Genomic DNA, 14656 nt, shown 5'->3' on the forward strand with positions numbered 1-14656 from the left:
GGTCTGGTGGACGCCGACGGCCAGGTGCTCTAGGCTCCGGGTTAGGTAAGCCTAACCTCTGAAGGAGTCGCGCCCATGCGGCCCAACCCCGCCGAGATCGTTCGTACCCTCGTCGCCGGCCGCCTGCCCGGTCTCGTCCACCTGGCCCACCGGCCGGGCCCGCACCACGCTCGGCACGTGACCGACCCGGACGGGCGGGTGCTGCTGCTGGTGCCGGTCGCCAGCCACCTGGCCGCCGCGCTGCAACCGGTCGCCGGGGGCACCGACGTCGCGGTGGTGCTCGACGTGCTCGACCTGCCGCCCGCCGCCGGTGCGCCCGGTCTGGGCCGGGCCTGGGTCTCCGGCTGGGCCGCCGAGCTGCGCGGCGACGAGGCCCGCCACGCCGCGGGCGACTTCGCCGTGGTGGGGCCGACCGGCGACCTGCTCGACCTGGGCACCCGGTTCCGGCTGTTCCGCTTCGAGGTGGTCGAGGTCCGCTGGGAGCGGGCCGGCGTCGTGCACCGGATCGATCCGGGGGAGTACGCCGAGGCCGAGCCGGACCCGGTGCATCCGGTCGAGGCGCGCCTGCTCGCCGACCTCGCCGCGCGTGACGGCGTCCAGGTCACCGAATACCTGCGCCGCCAGCTCGGGTTGACCGACCAGACCCCGGACGGGCCGCCCCGGGTGGTGCGCATCGACCGCTACGGGCTGGTGGTCGCCCTCGGCCGACCCGGCGCCCGGCGTCGGATCCGGCTCGCGTTCCCGTGCCCGGTGGCCGACCCGGCCGACCTGGTCCGGCTGCTGCCGCCGCTGCGCCACCGTGCCGAGGCCCGTCCACCGGGCTGACCGCCACCCGCTCGCCCCGGCGGTCGGTCCGCCGGCGCTACGTCGGCAGCGGCCCGGTCAGGTACCGCTGCACGGTCGGGCCGACGGCCGCGACCAACGTCTCCGGGTCGGCGGACGCCACCGGCTCCAGCCGGACCACGTGCCGCATCATCGCCAACCCGATCAGCTGGGTGGCGATCAGCGAGCCGCGCAGCGGCAGCTGGGCCGGCTCGACGTCGAGCTGGTCGAGCACCCGGCGCAGCACCTGCGTGGTGATGAACTCCCGCAGCAGCCGGGCCGTCCACTCGTTGCTCACCGCCGAGCGCAGCAGGGCCACCCCGGCGGTGCCGGCCGGGGAGTCCCAGACGCTGAGAAAGGTGCGTACCAGCCGTTCGCCGATGCCGTCCTGGTCGCCCGCGAGCACCTTCGGCAGCAGCTCCCCCGGGTCGACCGGCGAGTTCATCGCGGCCAGGAAGAGCTGGTCCTTGCTGCCGAAGTAGTGGTGCACCAGGGCGGGGTCCACACCTGCGGTGCCGGCGATGGCACGGATCGAGGCCGCGTCGAAGCCGCGCTCGGCGAACGTCGCCTGAGCCGCGTCGAGGATCGCCTGCCGGGTGTCCTGGTTGCCGGGTCGCCGGCCGGTCCGCCGCGCCATCGCCGCCTTTCGTTCGCCCGCCGGTCAGCCGCTTCGCCGGCGCAGGGTGGCCGCCGCGAGCACCAGCGCCAGCACCACCGAGCCGAGCACCACCGCCACGTCCCGCCACATCCTGCCGGTCGGCTCGGCGTGGGCGCCGACCTCCTGCAACGCCTCGATGGCGTACGACAGGGGGAAGGCGTCACTGAGTGCCTGGAGCCAGCCGGCCATCTGGTCGCGGGCCACGAACAGCCCGCAGAGCAGCAGTTGGGGGACCACCACGACCGGCAGGAACTGTACTGCCTGGAACTCGGTGCGGGCGAAGGCACTGCAGAGCAGCCCGAGGGCGACGCCGAGCACGGCGTCGATGACCGCGATCCCGATCACCAGGCCGATACTGCCGGCGGTGTCCAACCCGAAGATCCAGTACGCCACGCCGGCGGCGACCGCGGCCTGCACGGCGGCGGCCAGCCCGAAGGCGATGCCGTACCCGAAGAGCAGATCGAGCTTGCCCAGCGGTGTGGTGAGCAGTCGCTCCAGGGTGCCGGAGGTGCGCTCCCGGAGCATGGCGATGCTGGTCACCAGGAACATGATCACGAAGGGGAAGATACCCAGCATCACCAGCGCGATCCGGTCGAACGCCGTCGGCTGCCCGGGTGGGGTCGGCTGGTCGACGTACATGAAGTAGACCAGGGTGAGCAGGGCGGCCGGCACCACCACGAGCAGCGCGATGGTCCGCCGGTCGTGCCGGAGCTGGCGCAGGATGCGGCCGGTGGTGGCCGCCAGGATCCGCGGGTTCACGATCGCTCCTGTCCGGTCGTCGCGTCGATGGTGGCGGACGCCTCGCCGGCCCGGATCAGCCGCAGGAACGCCTCGTCGAGGTCTTCCACACCGGCGGCGGCGCGGATCGCGGCCGGGCTGTCGTCGGCGATCAACCGCCCCTGGCGGATCAGCAGCAGCCGGTCGCAGCGGGCCGCCTCGTCCATCACGTGGCTCGACACCAGCAGGGTGGTGCCGGCAGCGGCCATCGCGTGGAACCGGGCCCACAGATCGGCCCGCAGCACCGGATCCTGGCCGACGGTCGGCTCGTCGAGGATGACCAGCTCAGGCTCCCCGACCAGGGCGCAGGCCAGCGAGGCCCGGCTGCGTTGACCGCCGGAGAGGGTGGAGACCAGTTGACCGGCCGCCTCGGCCAGCCCGACGTCGCTGATCGCCCGGTCGGCCTCGACGCGCCCCCGCCCGTGCAGGGCCGCGAAGTAGCGGGCGTTCTCCCGGACGGTCAGGTCGGCGTAGACGCTCGGCGCCTGGGTCAGGTAGCCCACCTGGTGTCGCAGCGCCCGGGTGCCCGCCGGCTGACCCAGCACGGTGACGGTCCCGCCGTTGACCACCTGCACGCCGACCACCGCGCGCATGAACGTGGTCTTGCCGCTGCCACTGGGGCCGAGTAGCCCGGTGACGGCGCCGCGCGGGACGCGGCAGCTGATGCCGTCCAGCACCCGCCGCCCGCCCCGGTCGACGACCAGGTCGCGGACGGCTATCGCGTCGTCCATCACGCACCTCCCAGGAAACTCATCATCTGTTGAACTCAACGCTAGATGAAATGTCGATGCCGGCGCAAGGTCGCCTTCCGTGGGTCGGACGTCCACCGTTGCGCGAAGCGTGAGAACGGGCAGTAGGCTCCGGACCGGACACCAGGTCCGCCAACGGGCATTGCGCGCTGATCGGGCGTACGGCACGATGGCGCGGTGGGTCACGCTCCGTTACCGGACAGCGGTTTTCTCGAGGACTGGGCCGCGCGGCTGCGACAGGCCGCCGAGCGGCCGGTCGTCGGCATCCTGCTGCGCGGCAGTCACGCCCGCCGCGCCGCCACCGCGCACAGCGACGTCGACGTCGACGTGCTGGTCGGCGGCGCACCGTACGCCGCCCGGCAGGCGTACCTGGCCGAATCGGCAGGGCGGGTCACCCACGTCTCGGTGGCCGCCCGCGACGTCCGTTCCTGGGTGCACCGACTGGGCGAACCGGCCGACTGGGCGTTCGGACTGCCGGTCACCGCGCCGGCGCGGTTGCTCTGGGCCGACCCGCACTGGCGGCCCCGGATCGACCTGCCGGTGCTCTGCCAGCCCGCCGAGCCACCCCGACTCGAGGAGCTGATCGCCGCGCTGGGCAAGGCCGCGGCCGCACGGGCCGCCGACGACCGCCTCGGCGTCCGACTCGCCGTCGCCGACCTGGCCCGGCTCTGCCCATCGGTGCTGCGCCCGGCCAACCCGTCGGTGCGGGTCGACTCCCGCCGGGCGGCCTTCGCGGCGGCCCTGGAACTGCCGGTGGCCCCACCCGGCTACCGGGCGGACATGCTGCTCTGCCTCGGTCTGCGCCCGGGCGCCGCCGGCCAGCTCTGGGCCGCCGCCGTCCGGCTGGTCACCGGCACACTGCCGTTGATCCGGCCGTACGCCGAGGAGATCGCCGACGCGGCCGGCGCGGACCTGGCCGCCGCCCTGGTCGACGGGCGGCTGGACCGCTACGTGGCCCAGCTGGTCCGGCCCGCCAAGGTCGCGCCACAGTCCGGGCGGGAGCGGTCGCCGGTGCCCGCGCCGCGTGCGGGACAATTGGTCACTGTGCCCGTACCTGACGCGCCGGTGACCGGCGTCCCCAGCGATCCGAGCGACCCGGCGGCGTCCGTGCCGGCTCGCCCGTCCCGGCTCGACGCGGCCATCGCGGCCCGGCTGCGCCGCACCGCCGACGGCCTGGTCGCCGCCGTGGTCCGCGCGCACGACTCCGGCGAGGTGCTGATGGTCGCCTGGATGGACGACGAGGCGCTGCACCGCACCCTCACCACCGGCCGGGCCACCTACTGGTCGCGCAGCCGACGCGAATACTGGGTCAAGGGCGCCACCTCCGGGCACCACCAGTACGTCCGCTCGGTCGCCCTGGACTGCGACGGGGACGCGCTGCTGGTGAGCGTGGACCAGGTCGGCGCCGCCTGCCACACCGGGCACCGGACCTGCTTCTTCACCGAGCTGCCCGTCACCGCCCCGGAGGCACGCCCATGACTGACGGCACCGTCAGCCCCGATCCGGTCACCTTCACCGAGCTGGCCTCCCACTGGCGGGTGGTGCCGGTCACCCGGCGGCTGCTGGCCGACGCGGAGACCCCGGTCGGCGTCTATCGGAAGCTGGCCGGTGGGCCGGGAACGTTCCTGTTGGAGTCGGCCGAGCAGGGCGTCGGCTCGGCCGGCATGGCCTGGTCGCGGTACTCGTTCATCGGCGTACGCAGCAGCGCGACCCTCATCGAGCGGGACGGTGTGGCGACCTGGCTCGGCCAGCCGCCGGCTGGGCTGCCCACCGAGGGTGACCCGGTGCGGGTGCTGCGGGAGACGGTGGCGGCGCTGGCCGGCCCGGTCGGGGACCCGTCCGACGGCCTGCCGCCGCTGACCGGGGGCATGGTCGGCTACCTCGGCTACGACCTCATCCGCCGCTTCGAGCGGTTGCCCGAGCTGACCGAGGACGACCTGGGCGTGTCGGAGCTGGGCATGATGCTCGCCACCGACCTGGTGGTGCTCGACCACTACGACGGCTCGGCGATCCTGGTCGCCAACGCGGTGCTGCCGCCGCTGGACGCCCCGGACCGCGCCCCGCAGGTCGCCGCCGCGTACCACCACGCGGTCGGCCGGCTGGACGCCATGACCACCGCGCTGTCGAGGCCCATCCCGCCGATGATCTCCACCGTCGAGCGTCCGCCGGCCGGCGAGGTGCTCTGCCGTACGCCCGACGGCGGCTACCCGAAGGCGGTAGAGGCGGCCAAGGAGGCGATCCGGGCCGGCGAGTGCTTCCAGATCGTGCTCTCCCAGCGCTTCGAGCGGTCGACCCACGCCGACCCCCTGGACGTCTACCGGGTGTTGCGCACCAGCAACCCCAGCCCGTACATGTACCTGCTGCGGTTCGACGGGTTCGACATCGTCGGCTCGTCCCCGGAGGCGCATGTGAAGGTCACCGGCTCCGCGGACGGGCGGCGCCGGGCGCTGCTGCACCCGATCGCTGGCACCCGGCCGCGCGGCGGCACCCCCGCCGCCGACGCCGCGCTCGCCGCGGAGCTGCTCGCCGACCCGAAGGAACGGGCCGAGCACGTGATGCTGGTCGACCTGGGCCGCAACGACCTGGGCCGGGTCTGCCAGCCCGGCAGCGTGGAGGTGCCCGAGTTCGCCACGGTCGAGCGGTACAGCCACGTCATGCACATCGTCTCCACCGTCACCGGCACACTGCGTGACGACCAGACCGCGTTCGACGCGCTCGCCGCGACCTTCCCGGCCGGCACCCTCTCCGGTGCGCCCAAGGTGCGGGCCATGGAGATCATCGAGGAGTTGGAGCCGGTTCGCCGCGGCCTCTACGGCGGCACGGTCGGTTATTTCGGCTTCGGCGGCGACCTCGACATGGCGATCGCCATCCGGACCGCGCTCATCCGCGACGGCCGCGCGTACGTGCAGGCCGGGGCGGGGGTGGTCGCCGACTCGGACCCGGCCGCCGAGGACCAGGAGACCCGGAACAAGGCCGCCGCCGTGCTGGCGGCGATCGCAGCCGCCGAGACGTTGCGGCCGGCCCGGTGAGCGCGAGGAGTGCAGCGCAGCGGAGCCCCGCAGTCGCGAACGAAAGGCTCGGCCGGTGAGCGCGAGGAGTGCAGCGCAGCGGAGCCCCGCAGTCGCGAACGAAAGGCTCGGCCGGTGAGCGCGAGGAGTGCAGCGAAGCGGAGCCCCGCAGTCGCGAACGAAAGGCGTGAGTTGGCGTACGCCGTGCTGCTGTGTCTGGCCGGCGCGGGCCTGGCGCTCTGGGCGGCGACGCGGAGCTGGTCGATCGAGTTGACGGTGCGTCCGGCGCCGCTGCCGCCGGTGCGCGAGACCCGTTCCGGTGCTGCCCTGTTGCCCTGGCTGCCGGCCCTGGCGCTGGTGACCCTGGCCGGCGGTGGCGCGGTGCTGGCTACCCGGGGCCGACTGCGGCGGGTGCTCGGCGTACTGCTCGGCGCGCTCGGTCTGGCCGTGGCCGCCGGGGGTGGGTACGGGCTGGTTGCCGACATCGACGGCGCGGTGAGCCGGCAGTGGCCGGTGCTCTGCCTGCTCGGTGGTCTGCTGGCCGCCGCGGGCGGCTCGTGGACGGCGCTGCGCGGGGGCGACTGGCCGGCGATGGGCGCCCGGTACGAGCGGCCGGCGCGGACCACCCCGCCGACCGCGTCGGCGCCGGGCGACCCGGCGGGACCGTCGGCCCCGTTGGCCGGGCGGCGGACCACCGAGGCGTGGGACGCGCTGGACCGGGGCGAGGACCCGACGGCCGACTGACGCGTCGGCCACTGCGGCCGGGTGTCAGCCGACCGGTTGACGCTCTCGCTGGAGGCGGCGACTGGCGTTGCGGGCAGCGGTCAACTCGGCCACCAGGCGGTTGAGTTCGGCGCGCTGGTCGGCGCGGGCCCGGTCGGCGCAGACCGCCTCCCAGGCGTTGCCACGCGCGGTCCGCATCCGTCCCTCGCCCACCACGGCCCGCTCCACCGTGTGCACCACCCCGACGGCGAGCGACGCCACCGTCCGCGAGATGGTGGTCAGCCCGATGGTCGGGTGCGGCTCGTTACTCATGGTCACCTCGCACGAGGAGTGGCGACGGTCGGGGCAGGCGCGCCATCGAGTCTGCCCGAGGACGATGCTCGCCGGCTGAGGTTTCGCCGCCGTGACCGCCCGGTCAACTGTCCCGCCTCCGCACCGACCAGGGCCTGTCCTTTCGGCCTTGAGCTTGCTCACAGCATCGATCGCTGTCGCTGTCGTTGGGTGTCGACCGGTAACTGGTGGCATGCTCGACGGATCGGCCCGGCGCGACCGTGCCCGTCAGGCTCCTACCGCGTGACGGTGGTCGATATCGGAGGTGGCGCTGCGTGACATCCCGTTCACGGCAAGTCGGCCATTATGCCGCAGCCCTTTTCGTGAGCAGCGCCATACCCCCGGCACCCGGCGTCGGTCGGCTGCCCCTAGCATCGGCCCATGACGCCCGGAGAGGGGAGTCCGTTGGTGACTGCTGAGCATGCGCACGCGGAGGGGGACGACGCCGGTCAGGCAGCGTCCGTAAGCGTGCTCGACGAGATCCTGGCTGGCGTACGTGAGGACGTCGCCCGACGCCAGGAGCAGGTTCCGCTGGAGCGGATCCGTGAACTGGCAGCGGCGGCGCCGCCACCGCTGGACGCGTACGCGGCCCTGCGCAAGCCTGGCGTGGCCGTGATCGCCGAGGTGAAGCGCTCGTCCCCGTCGAAGGGCCGTTTGGCCGAGATCGCCGATCCGGCCGATCTCGCCGTCGACTACGCGGCGGGTGGGGCGCGGGCGATCAGCGTGCTGACCGAGGGGCGCTGGTTCGGCGGTTCACTGGACGACCTGGCGGCCGTCCGGGCCGCGGTCACCGTACCGGTGCTGCGCAAGGACTTCGTGGTCTCCAGCTACCAGGTGCACGAGGCGCGAGCGCACGGCGCCGACCTGGTCCTGCTGATCGTCGCCGCGCTCGAGCAGAACGTGCTGATGGGCCTGCTGGAGCGGATCGAGTCGCTCGGCATGACCGCGCTGGTCGAGGTGCACGACGAGGAAGAGGCCGACCGCGCTCTGGAGGCCGGCGCGCAGGTGATCGGGGTCAACGCCCGTGACCTGCGTACCCTGGAGGTAGACCGGTCGGTGTTCGAGCGGATCGCGCCCGGCCTGCCCAGCAGCGTCGTCAAGATCGCCGAGTCCGGCGTTCGCGGCCCGCACGACCTGATCCGGTACGCCTCCGCGGGCGCCGACGCGGTCCTCGTGGGCGAGGGCCTGGTCACCCAGAAGAGCCCCCGCGAAGCGGTCGCTGAGCTGGTCAACGCCGGTAACCACCCGGCAACGCCCCGGCCGGTGCGCTGACCCGCACCGGTGTGACGTCCCACCGAGAGGATTTCCGATGAGCGCCGACGCGCTGGCCCCGGTGGCCGGCCCGCAGCCCGACTCCGCCGGCCACTTCGGCCGCTTCGGCGGTCGGTTCGTTCCCGAGGCCCTGGTGGCCGCGCTGGACGAGCTCGACGGGGCGTGGCGTACGGCGATGGCGGAGGAGTCCTTCCGGGCCGAGTTCGCGGCGTTGCTGCGCGACTACGCGGGCACGCCGTCGCTGCTCTACGAGGCTCGGCGCTTCTCCGCGAAGGTCGGCGCGCGGGTGCTGCTCAAGCGCGAGGACCTCAACCACACCGGCGCGCACAAGGTGCGCAACGTGCTCGGTCAGGCGCTGCTCACCAAGCGGATGGGCAAGACCCGGGTGATCGCGGAGACCGGTGCCGGCCAGCACGGCGTGGCCACCGCGACCGCGGCCGCCCTGTTCGACCTGGAGTGCGTGGTCTACATGGGCCAGGTCGACACCGAACGGCAGGCGCTCAACGTGGCCCGGATGCGGATGCTCGGCGCCACCGTCGTCCCGGTCACCACCGGCTCGCGCACCCTCAAGGACGCGATGAACGAGGCGATGCGCGACTGGGTGGCCAACGTCGACGAGACGCACTACCTGATCGGCACCGCCGCCGGCCCGCACCCGTTCCCGGCGATGGTCCGTGACTTCGTCCGGGGCATCGGCGACGAGGCCCGCCAGCAGTGCCTCGACCTCACCGGCGCACTGCCGGACGCGGTCACCGCCTGCGTCGGCGGCGGCTCCAACGCGTTGGGCATCTTCCACGCCTTCGTCGGCGACGAGGACGTGCGGCTGTACGGCTTCGAGGCCGGCGGCGACGGGGTGGACACCGGCCGGCACGCGGCCAGCATCACCGGCGGTTCGGCCGGCGTGCTGCACGGCACCCGCACCTACGTGCTGCAGGACGCCGACGGGCAGACCCTGGAGTCGCACTCGATCTCCGCCGGGCTGGACTACCCGGGCGTCGGGCCCGAGCACGCCTGGCTGCACGACACCGGCCGGGCGAGCTACCTGCCGGTCACCGACGACGAGGCGATGGCCGCGTTCGAGCTGCTCTGCCGCACCGAGGGGATCATCCCGGCGATCGAGAGCGCACACGCGCTCGCCGGCACCGTCGCGCTGGCCCCGAAGCTCGCGGCCGAGTTGGGCCGGGAGCCCACCATCGTGGTCAACCTCTCCGGGCGGGGCGACAAGGACGTGCACACCGCCGGTGACTACTTCGGCATCCTCGACAAGGAGCGGTGAGATGAGCCGGATCGGGGTGGCCTTCGACAAGGCCCGCGCCGACGGGCGGGCACTGCTGGTCGGCTGCATGCCGGCTGGTTTCCCGACCGTCGAGGGCAGCATCGCCGCGATGACCGCCATGGTCGAGGCCGGCGTCGATGTCATCGAGGTGGAGATCCCGTACTCCGACCCGGTGATGGACGGGCCGGTCATCCAGAAGGCCAGCGACATCGCCCTGGCCGGTGGCGTACGCACCGCGGACACGATGCGCATCATCGAGGCGGTGGCGGCGACCGGCGCGCCGGTGGTCACGATGACCTACTGGAACCCGGTCGAGCGGTACGGCGTGGACGTGTTCGCCCGTGACCTCGCCGCTGCCGGTGGCACCGGTCTGATCACCCCCGACCTCATCCCCGACGAGGCGGACGAGTGGTTGGCCGCCTCGGACGCGCACGGACTCGACCGCACCTTCCTGGTCTCGCCGTCGTCCACCGATGCCCGGCTGGCGATGACCGTGCAGCACTGCCGCGGCTTCGTCTACGCCACCGCCGTGATGGGGGTGACCGGGGCCCGAGCACAGACCTCCGACGCCGCGCCGACGCTCGTCTCCCGGGTCCGCGGGGTCACCGACCTGCCGGTCGGTGTCGGTCTGGGCGTGGGCACCGGTGCGCAGGCCGGCACCGTCGCCGGGTACGCCGACGGGGTGATCGTGGGCAGCGCGCTGGTCCGCTGTCTCCTCGACGCGCCCACTCAGGCGGAGGGGCTGGCCGCCCTGCGTACCCTCAGCGCCGAACTTGCCGAGGGCGTCCGAAACCCCACCCGCTGACCATGCCGGCGCGTACCGGCGGCTGAGATCGACTCGGTTTCCCTGAAATCGGGGCATCGTCGCGGCTCGGACAGCCTGACATCCTGGAAACCGAGTCGATCATCGTTTGACGCCGCCAACGCACGCCGCGCGGGCACCGTCGCCGCGAGATCGACGCGATCAGGAACGCGGGGAGCGGTCAATATCCGCTTCGCCGCGCTGCTCCGGAGGCTGGCCGGGCCCTGGCCGCCCGTCGCGGTCGAGCGCGGGCCGTCCAGCGGGTTTGGGCGCGGGCAGGTCGGCGCGGTCGGCGGTGACGGGCGTCCACTGAGCGTCGCGCAGCACGCCGGAGTGGCCGGCCACCGCGTCGGCGACGGCGGCCCGGGTCAGCGGGGTGATCGCCTCCGGTAGCGCGGCTGGTGCGTGCCAGGAGAGCCGGCAGCCCGGCAGCGGCTCACCGGTCGGCCGGATGCCGGACACGCGGGCCCGGAAGACGTGCACCAGCACGTCCGGCGACGGGCCGGCACGCCCGGCCGGCGCGGCGGCCACAGGGCTGGTCAGGTGGTAGAGGCCGACCAGGTCGACCAGCTCGATGTCCCAGCCGGTCTCCGCGCGGATGTCCCGCAGGGCCGTCTGCACCGGGCTCTCGGCCGGACGCAGCCGCCCGCCGGGCAGCGCGTAGCGGCGCTCGCCCCGGCCCTGCCGGCAGAGCAGCACCCGACCGGTGTCGTCGGTGACGACGGCGGCGACCGCCCAGGTGAGCGCGCTCATGGACAAAGAGCTTAAGGCGGCGCAAACCAGAAGTCACCGAGATGCGCACACCAGCCGCCCGGGGTGCCGCTGTGGGGGTGTGCAGCGGTAGCGTGTGCACCCGTGACCCTCGCCTCGCTGTCCCCCCAGGCGGCCCTGCCCAGTCCCAGCACCGCGGTCTGGCAGCTCGGGCCGGTGCCGATCCGGGCATACGCGCTCTGCATCATCGCCGGCATCGTGCTGGCCTGTTGGGTGACGGAGCGCCGGCTGCGGCAGCGCGGCGTCGCGCCCGGCGCGGTGCTCGACATCGCCGTGTGGGCGGTGCCCGCGGGCATCATCGGCGCCCGGATCTACCACGTGATCACCTCACCGGAGAAATACTTCGGTGCCGGCGGTGACCCGATGAAGGCGTTCGCCATCTGGGAGGGCGGTCTCGGCATCTGGGGTGCGGTCGCCGGTGGCGCGGTCGGTGCCTGGATCGCGGCCCGGCAACTCGGCATCCCGTTCGGTGTGGTGGCCGACGCGCTGGCACCCGGGCTACCGCTGGCCCAGGCGGTCGGTCGCATCGGCAACTGGTTCAACAACGAGCTGTTCGGCGGCCGGACGACCCTGCCGTGGGGTCTGGAGATTCACCGGATGGACCCGGACAATCCGGGGCACGCGCTGCGCGACGACGCCGGGCAGCCGATCCTCGAACCGGGCCTGTACCAGCCGACCTTCCTCTACGAGGCGCTGTGGAACCTCGGCGTGGTCGCCCTGGTCCTCATCCTGGACCGCCGGTTGAAGCTGGGCCGGGGCCGGGCGTTCGCGCTCTACGTGATGGGCTACACCGTCGGCCGGTTCTGGATCGAGCTGATGCGCACCGACGAGGCCAATCAGATTCTCGGCGTCCGGCTCAACGTCTGGACCGCCGCCCTGGTCTTCCTCGGCGCGTTGATCTACTTCGTACGCGTGCGCGGCCCCCGGGACTACCTGATCCCGCTCGGCGCGGCGGCGACGCCGACCCCGCCCCCCACGTCCGACCTGTCCCAGGTCGACCTCTCCGAGCGGGAAACCGCCGCGCGGGCCTCCGCGCCGGAGGGCTACCGGGTGGTCAGCGAGGAGCAGTACGCCGCCTGGCAGGACACCGGCATCGTGCCGCCCGAGCCGGCCGGTGACGAGGGGTCCCGGCCGGGCGACGGCGAACCCCTTGGCGACGCGGCACCCGTCGACGGCTCGTCGACCGAGCCGGCGGACGATCCGTCCGCCTCCCGCACCGACCGGGCCGACGCCTCCGCCGCGCGGCCCGCCGACCGGGACAGCTGAGCGGGGACGGCACCGATGAGAAGCGCGGTGGTGGTCGGCGCAGGGGTCGGTGGCCTCGCGGTGGCCGGCGCGCTGGCCCGCTCCGGCTGGCAGGTCACCCTGCTGGAACGCGCCGAACGGGTCCGCCCCGAGCCCACCGCCGTGGTGCTCTGGCCCAACGGCGTCCGCGCGTTGCAGGCCCTCGGCCTCGGCGCGGGCCTGGCTGCCATCGCCACCCCGTTGCCCGACGGCGGGGTTCGCCGCCCGGACGGGCACTGGCTCGTGCAGCCCCGGCCCACCCCGGCCGACCGGATGCCGGTGGTGGTGCACCGCGAGGACCTGCACGACGCGCTGATCGCCGGCCTCGGCGACCGGGTCGAGCTGCGTACCGGAGTGACCGTGCGGCACGTCCGGGTCGAGCCGGGCGAGCGACCGGCGGTCAGCGACGGACGGCACAGCATCGAGGCCGACCTGGTGGTCGCCGCCGACGGCACGGACAGCGGCATCCGCCGCCAACTCGCCCCCGAGTCCCGGGTGGTCAGCTCCGGATGTGCCGCCTGGCGGGCCGTCATCCCCTGGTACCAGGCACCTCGGCTCCCCGACGACCAGCCGCTGGCCGGTGAGATCCTCGGCGCGGGTTACCGGTTCGTGGCCGCTTCGCTGGGCGAGCGCGGCTCGTCGGGCGGGTCCACCCGGGGTGGCATCTACTGGGTGGCCACCGCCGCCGGCGCACCACGCCCGGAACCGCCGGAGACCCAGCTCGCCCTGCTGCGCCGCTGGTACGCGGGCTGGCCGGCCCCGATCGGCGCGCTGCTCGACGCCACCGATCCGGCCGACCTCGTCCAGCAGGAGGTCCGCGAGCTGCGTCCGCTGCCTCGTGCGTACGGCTTTCCGGTCGGGCCGGGCGGTGTGGTGCTGCTCGGCGACGCGGCGCACGCCATGCCGCCGCACCTCGGGCAGGGCGCGTGCCTCGCCTTCGAGGACGCCGCCACGCTCGCCTCCTTGCTGCGCGAGGCTCGACTGCCCGACGCCGTCCAGGCGTACGACCGGGTGCGCCGCCCCCGGGCCGCGACCGTGGTCCGACAGACCCGGCGGATGTCGGCGGTGCTGCAGACCCGGGGCCGTTTGGCGTTGCGCGCTCGGGACGCCGCGCTCGGGACGATCAACTCGCGGCTGCTCTCCAGCGCCGCCGCCTCCGCCGCCCAATGGCGCCCCCCAACCTGACCTCGGTCCAGGTCAGGGGATCAGGGCTGCGGGTTCGGCGATGCAGGCGGTGCCGATGCGGCGGAAGCCGACCCGCAGGTAGACCCGGGCGATCTCCTCGCTGCCCGCGGAGAGAAAGATCAGGTCGGTGCCGGCCGCGAGCAGCTCTCGGGCGAGGGTGGCGGTCAGCGCGGCGCCCAGCCCGCGTCGTCGGGCAACCGGCAGAGTGGCCACCCCGGCGATCTCCGCGACGTCGTCCACACGCATGGCCATGCCGCTGGCCAGGGCACCCTCGGTCGGCGTGCCGGCCAGTACGGAGATCCGTCGACCGTCGGTGATCCGGGTGCGTTCCTCGTCGAGCGCGGCCAGATCGAGTTCGGTGACGGCGGCATCCCGCTCGGCCGGGCCGGCCTCGCCGGGGGCTGTGCCGGCGGCGGCGAACGACACGGCTGCCACCGCTCGCCGGGCGGCGACGTCGGCGGCGAAGCCGGGGGAGTCCGCCGCCAGTACCCGCACCGCCACGTCGGACAGGGCCGCCGGGTCGGGCAGCGCGGCCGGGTCGAGCACCATCAGCGGCGCCTCCAGCACGTTCAGGCCCGCCGACCGGGCCACCGCCAGCAGCTCGGGGGTCCTCTCGTGCACCCACTCGAAGGCTTCCGGCAGGCCCAGCTTCCGCTGCCGCTCGCGGACCGAGTTCACGTCGGCCAGCGACGGCGGCTCGGTCGCGTCGATCCGGGGGCGGGCGTAGAACGGCCAGCCGACCCCCTCGCGGACGAACAACACCAGCCCGCCATGCTCCTCCACACCGGCGACGTCGCGGGGCACCGCGTCGTAGAAGCGTTCCAACCGGTCGAAGACGTCCTTGTGTAGCGGATCCACCGCGCGAGACTACACGTCCCAGACTGTGGACGGTGTGATCAATCTCAGGTGGCCGTGCGTGTCCAGCCCTAACGTAGACTCAATAGACCCACGGGCCGACGTCGTCCCCACATGATCCAACCTGAGTGACGACAGGAGGCC

15 protein-coding genes and 1 pseudogene are annotated in these 14656 nt (G+C 73.8%); 10 read left to right on the forward strand and 6 right to left on the reverse strand.

The features are described from left to right. The first annotated feature begins 75 nt into the window (after positions 1–75). Positions 76–825 carry a DUF2470 domain-containing protein gene (locus ACQEUX_RS01155; protein ID WP_433039841.1) on the forward strand — a complete coding sequence of 250 codons (750 nt, stop codon included), beginning with the start codon at positions 76–78 and terminating at the stop codon, positions 823–825. A 37-nt stretch (positions 826–862) separates the two neighbouring features. Here the strand turns inward: ACQEUX_RS01155 and ACQEUX_RS01160 are convergent, their stop codons facing one another. From ACQEUX_RS01160 to ACQEUX_RS01170, 3 genes are read right to left on the reverse strand one after another with little or no spacing between them, the layout of a single operon-like run. Then, complete coding sequence (locus ACQEUX_RS01160) at positions 863–1459, reverse strand: TetR family transcriptional regulator (protein ID WP_433039843.1); 597 nt, start codon at positions 1457–1459, stop codon at positions 863–865. A 24-nt stretch (positions 1460–1483) separates the two neighbouring features. Continuing rightward, positions 1484–2239: an ABC transporter permease gene (locus tag ACQEUX_RS01165; protein ID WP_433039845.1), complete on the reverse strand. Its 756-nt coding sequence runs from the start codon at positions 2237–2239 to the stop codon at positions 1484–1486. After that, positions 2236–2988, reverse strand: a complete 753-nt coding sequence (locus ACQEUX_RS01170; protein ID WP_433039847.1) for an ABC transporter ATP-binding protein — start codon at positions 2986–2988, stop codon at positions 2236–2238. Before ACQEUX_RS01170 ends, ACQEUX_RS01165 begins: the two co-directional genes overlap by 4 nt. A gap of 558 nt (positions 2989–3546) precedes the next feature. On the opposite strand from ACQEUX_RS01170, the pseudogene ACQEUX_RS01175 reads away from it, so the two are divergent. From ACQEUX_RS01175 to ACQEUX_RS01190, 4 genes and pseudogenes are all read left to right on the forward strand, one after another. Beyond that, positions 3547–3870: pseudogene (locus tag ACQEUX_RS01175) on the forward strand (phosphoribosyl-AMP cyclohydrolase); the annotation flags it as partial. Between the two features lie 180 nt (positions 3871–4050). Then, complete coding sequence (hisI, locus tag ACQEUX_RS01180; RefSeq protein ID WP_433049493.1) at positions 4051–4485, forward strand: phosphoribosyl-AMP cyclohydrolase; 435 nt, start codon at positions 4051–4053, stop codon at positions 4483–4485. After that, the gene (locus ACQEUX_RS01185; protein WP_433039849.1) at positions 4482–6035 is read left to right on the forward strand and encodes an anthranilate synthase component I; all 1554 of its coding nucleotides are present in this window, start codon (positions 4482–4484) and stop codon (positions 6033–6035) included. Before hisI ends, ACQEUX_RS01185 begins: the two co-directional genes overlap by 4 nt. Positions 6036–6149: 114 nt before the next feature. Next, positions 6150–6758 (forward strand): Trp biosynthesis-associated membrane protein, encoded by a 609-nt coding sequence (locus tag ACQEUX_RS01190; RefSeq protein WP_433039851.1) that lies wholly within the window; start codon positions 6150–6152, stop codon positions 6756–6758. Between the two features lie 24 nt (positions 6759–6782). Here ACQEUX_RS01190 and ACQEUX_RS01195 read toward each other — a convergent pair whose 3' ends face one another. Continuing rightward, on the reverse strand, positions 6783–7049 hold the full coding sequence (locus ACQEUX_RS01195) for a hypothetical protein (protein ID WP_433039853.1): 267 nt from the start codon (positions 7047–7049) through the stop codon (positions 6783–6785). Between the two features lie 486 nt (positions 7050–7535). Here ACQEUX_RS01195 and trpC point away from each other — a divergent pair, with 486 nt between their 5' ends. Genes trpC through trpA form a run of 3 tightly spaced genes read left to right on the forward strand, consistent with a single transcriptional unit; the run spans position 7536 to position 10420 of the window. Further along, positions 7536–8339: an indole-3-glycerol phosphate synthase TrpC gene (trpC, locus tag ACQEUX_RS01200; protein ID WP_172862221.1), complete on the forward strand. Its 804-nt coding sequence runs from the start codon at positions 7536–7538 to the stop codon at positions 8337–8339. 37 nt (positions 8340–8376) lie between these two features. After that, positions 8377–9615 (forward strand): tryptophan synthase subunit beta, encoded by a 1239-nt coding sequence (gene trpB, locus ACQEUX_RS01205; protein WP_433039855.1) that lies wholly within the window; start codon positions 8377–8379, stop codon positions 9613–9615. 1 nt (position 9616) lies between these two features. Further along, positions 9617–10420: a tryptophan synthase subunit alpha gene (gene trpA / locus ACQEUX_RS01210; protein WP_433039857.1), complete on the forward strand. Its 804-nt coding sequence runs from the start codon at positions 9617–9619 to the stop codon at positions 10418–10420. Positions 10421–10579: 159 nt separating this feature from the next. Here the strand turns inward: trpA and ACQEUX_RS01215 are convergent, their stop codons facing one another. Next, positions 10580–11170, reverse strand: coding sequence for an NUDIX hydrolase (locus ACQEUX_RS01215; protein ID WP_433039859.1), 591 nt, complete (start codon positions 11168–11170; stop codon positions 10580–10582). Positions 11171–11272: 102 nt separating this feature from the next. On the opposite strand from ACQEUX_RS01215, the gene lgt reads away from it, so the two are divergent. Then, the gene (lgt, locus tag ACQEUX_RS01220) at positions 11273–12454 is read left to right on the forward strand and encodes a prolipoprotein diacylglyceryl transferase (RefSeq protein WP_433039861.1); all 1182 of its coding nucleotides are present in this window, start codon (positions 11273–11275) and stop codon (positions 12452–12454) included. A 15-nt stretch (positions 12455–12469) separates the two neighbouring features. Continuing rightward, positions 12470–13657, forward strand: coding sequence for an FAD-dependent oxidoreductase (locus ACQEUX_RS01225; RefSeq protein WP_433039863.1), 1188 nt, complete (start codon positions 12470–12472; stop codon positions 13655–13657). A gap of 12 nt (positions 13658–13669) precedes the next feature. On the opposite strand, the gene ACQEUX_RS01230 is transcribed toward ACQEUX_RS01225, so the two are convergent. Further along, positions 13670–14515 (reverse strand): GNAT family N-acetyltransferase, encoded by an 846-nt coding sequence (locus ACQEUX_RS01230; protein ID WP_433039865.1) that lies wholly within the window; start codon positions 14513–14515, stop codon positions 13670–13672. Positions 14516–14656 lie beyond the last annotated feature (141 nt).

Source organism: Micromonospora sp. CA-259024 (genome assembly GCF_050936255.1).
Classification (GTDB): domain Bacteria; phylum Actinomycetota; class Actinomycetes; order Mycobacteriales; family Micromonosporaceae; genus Micromonospora.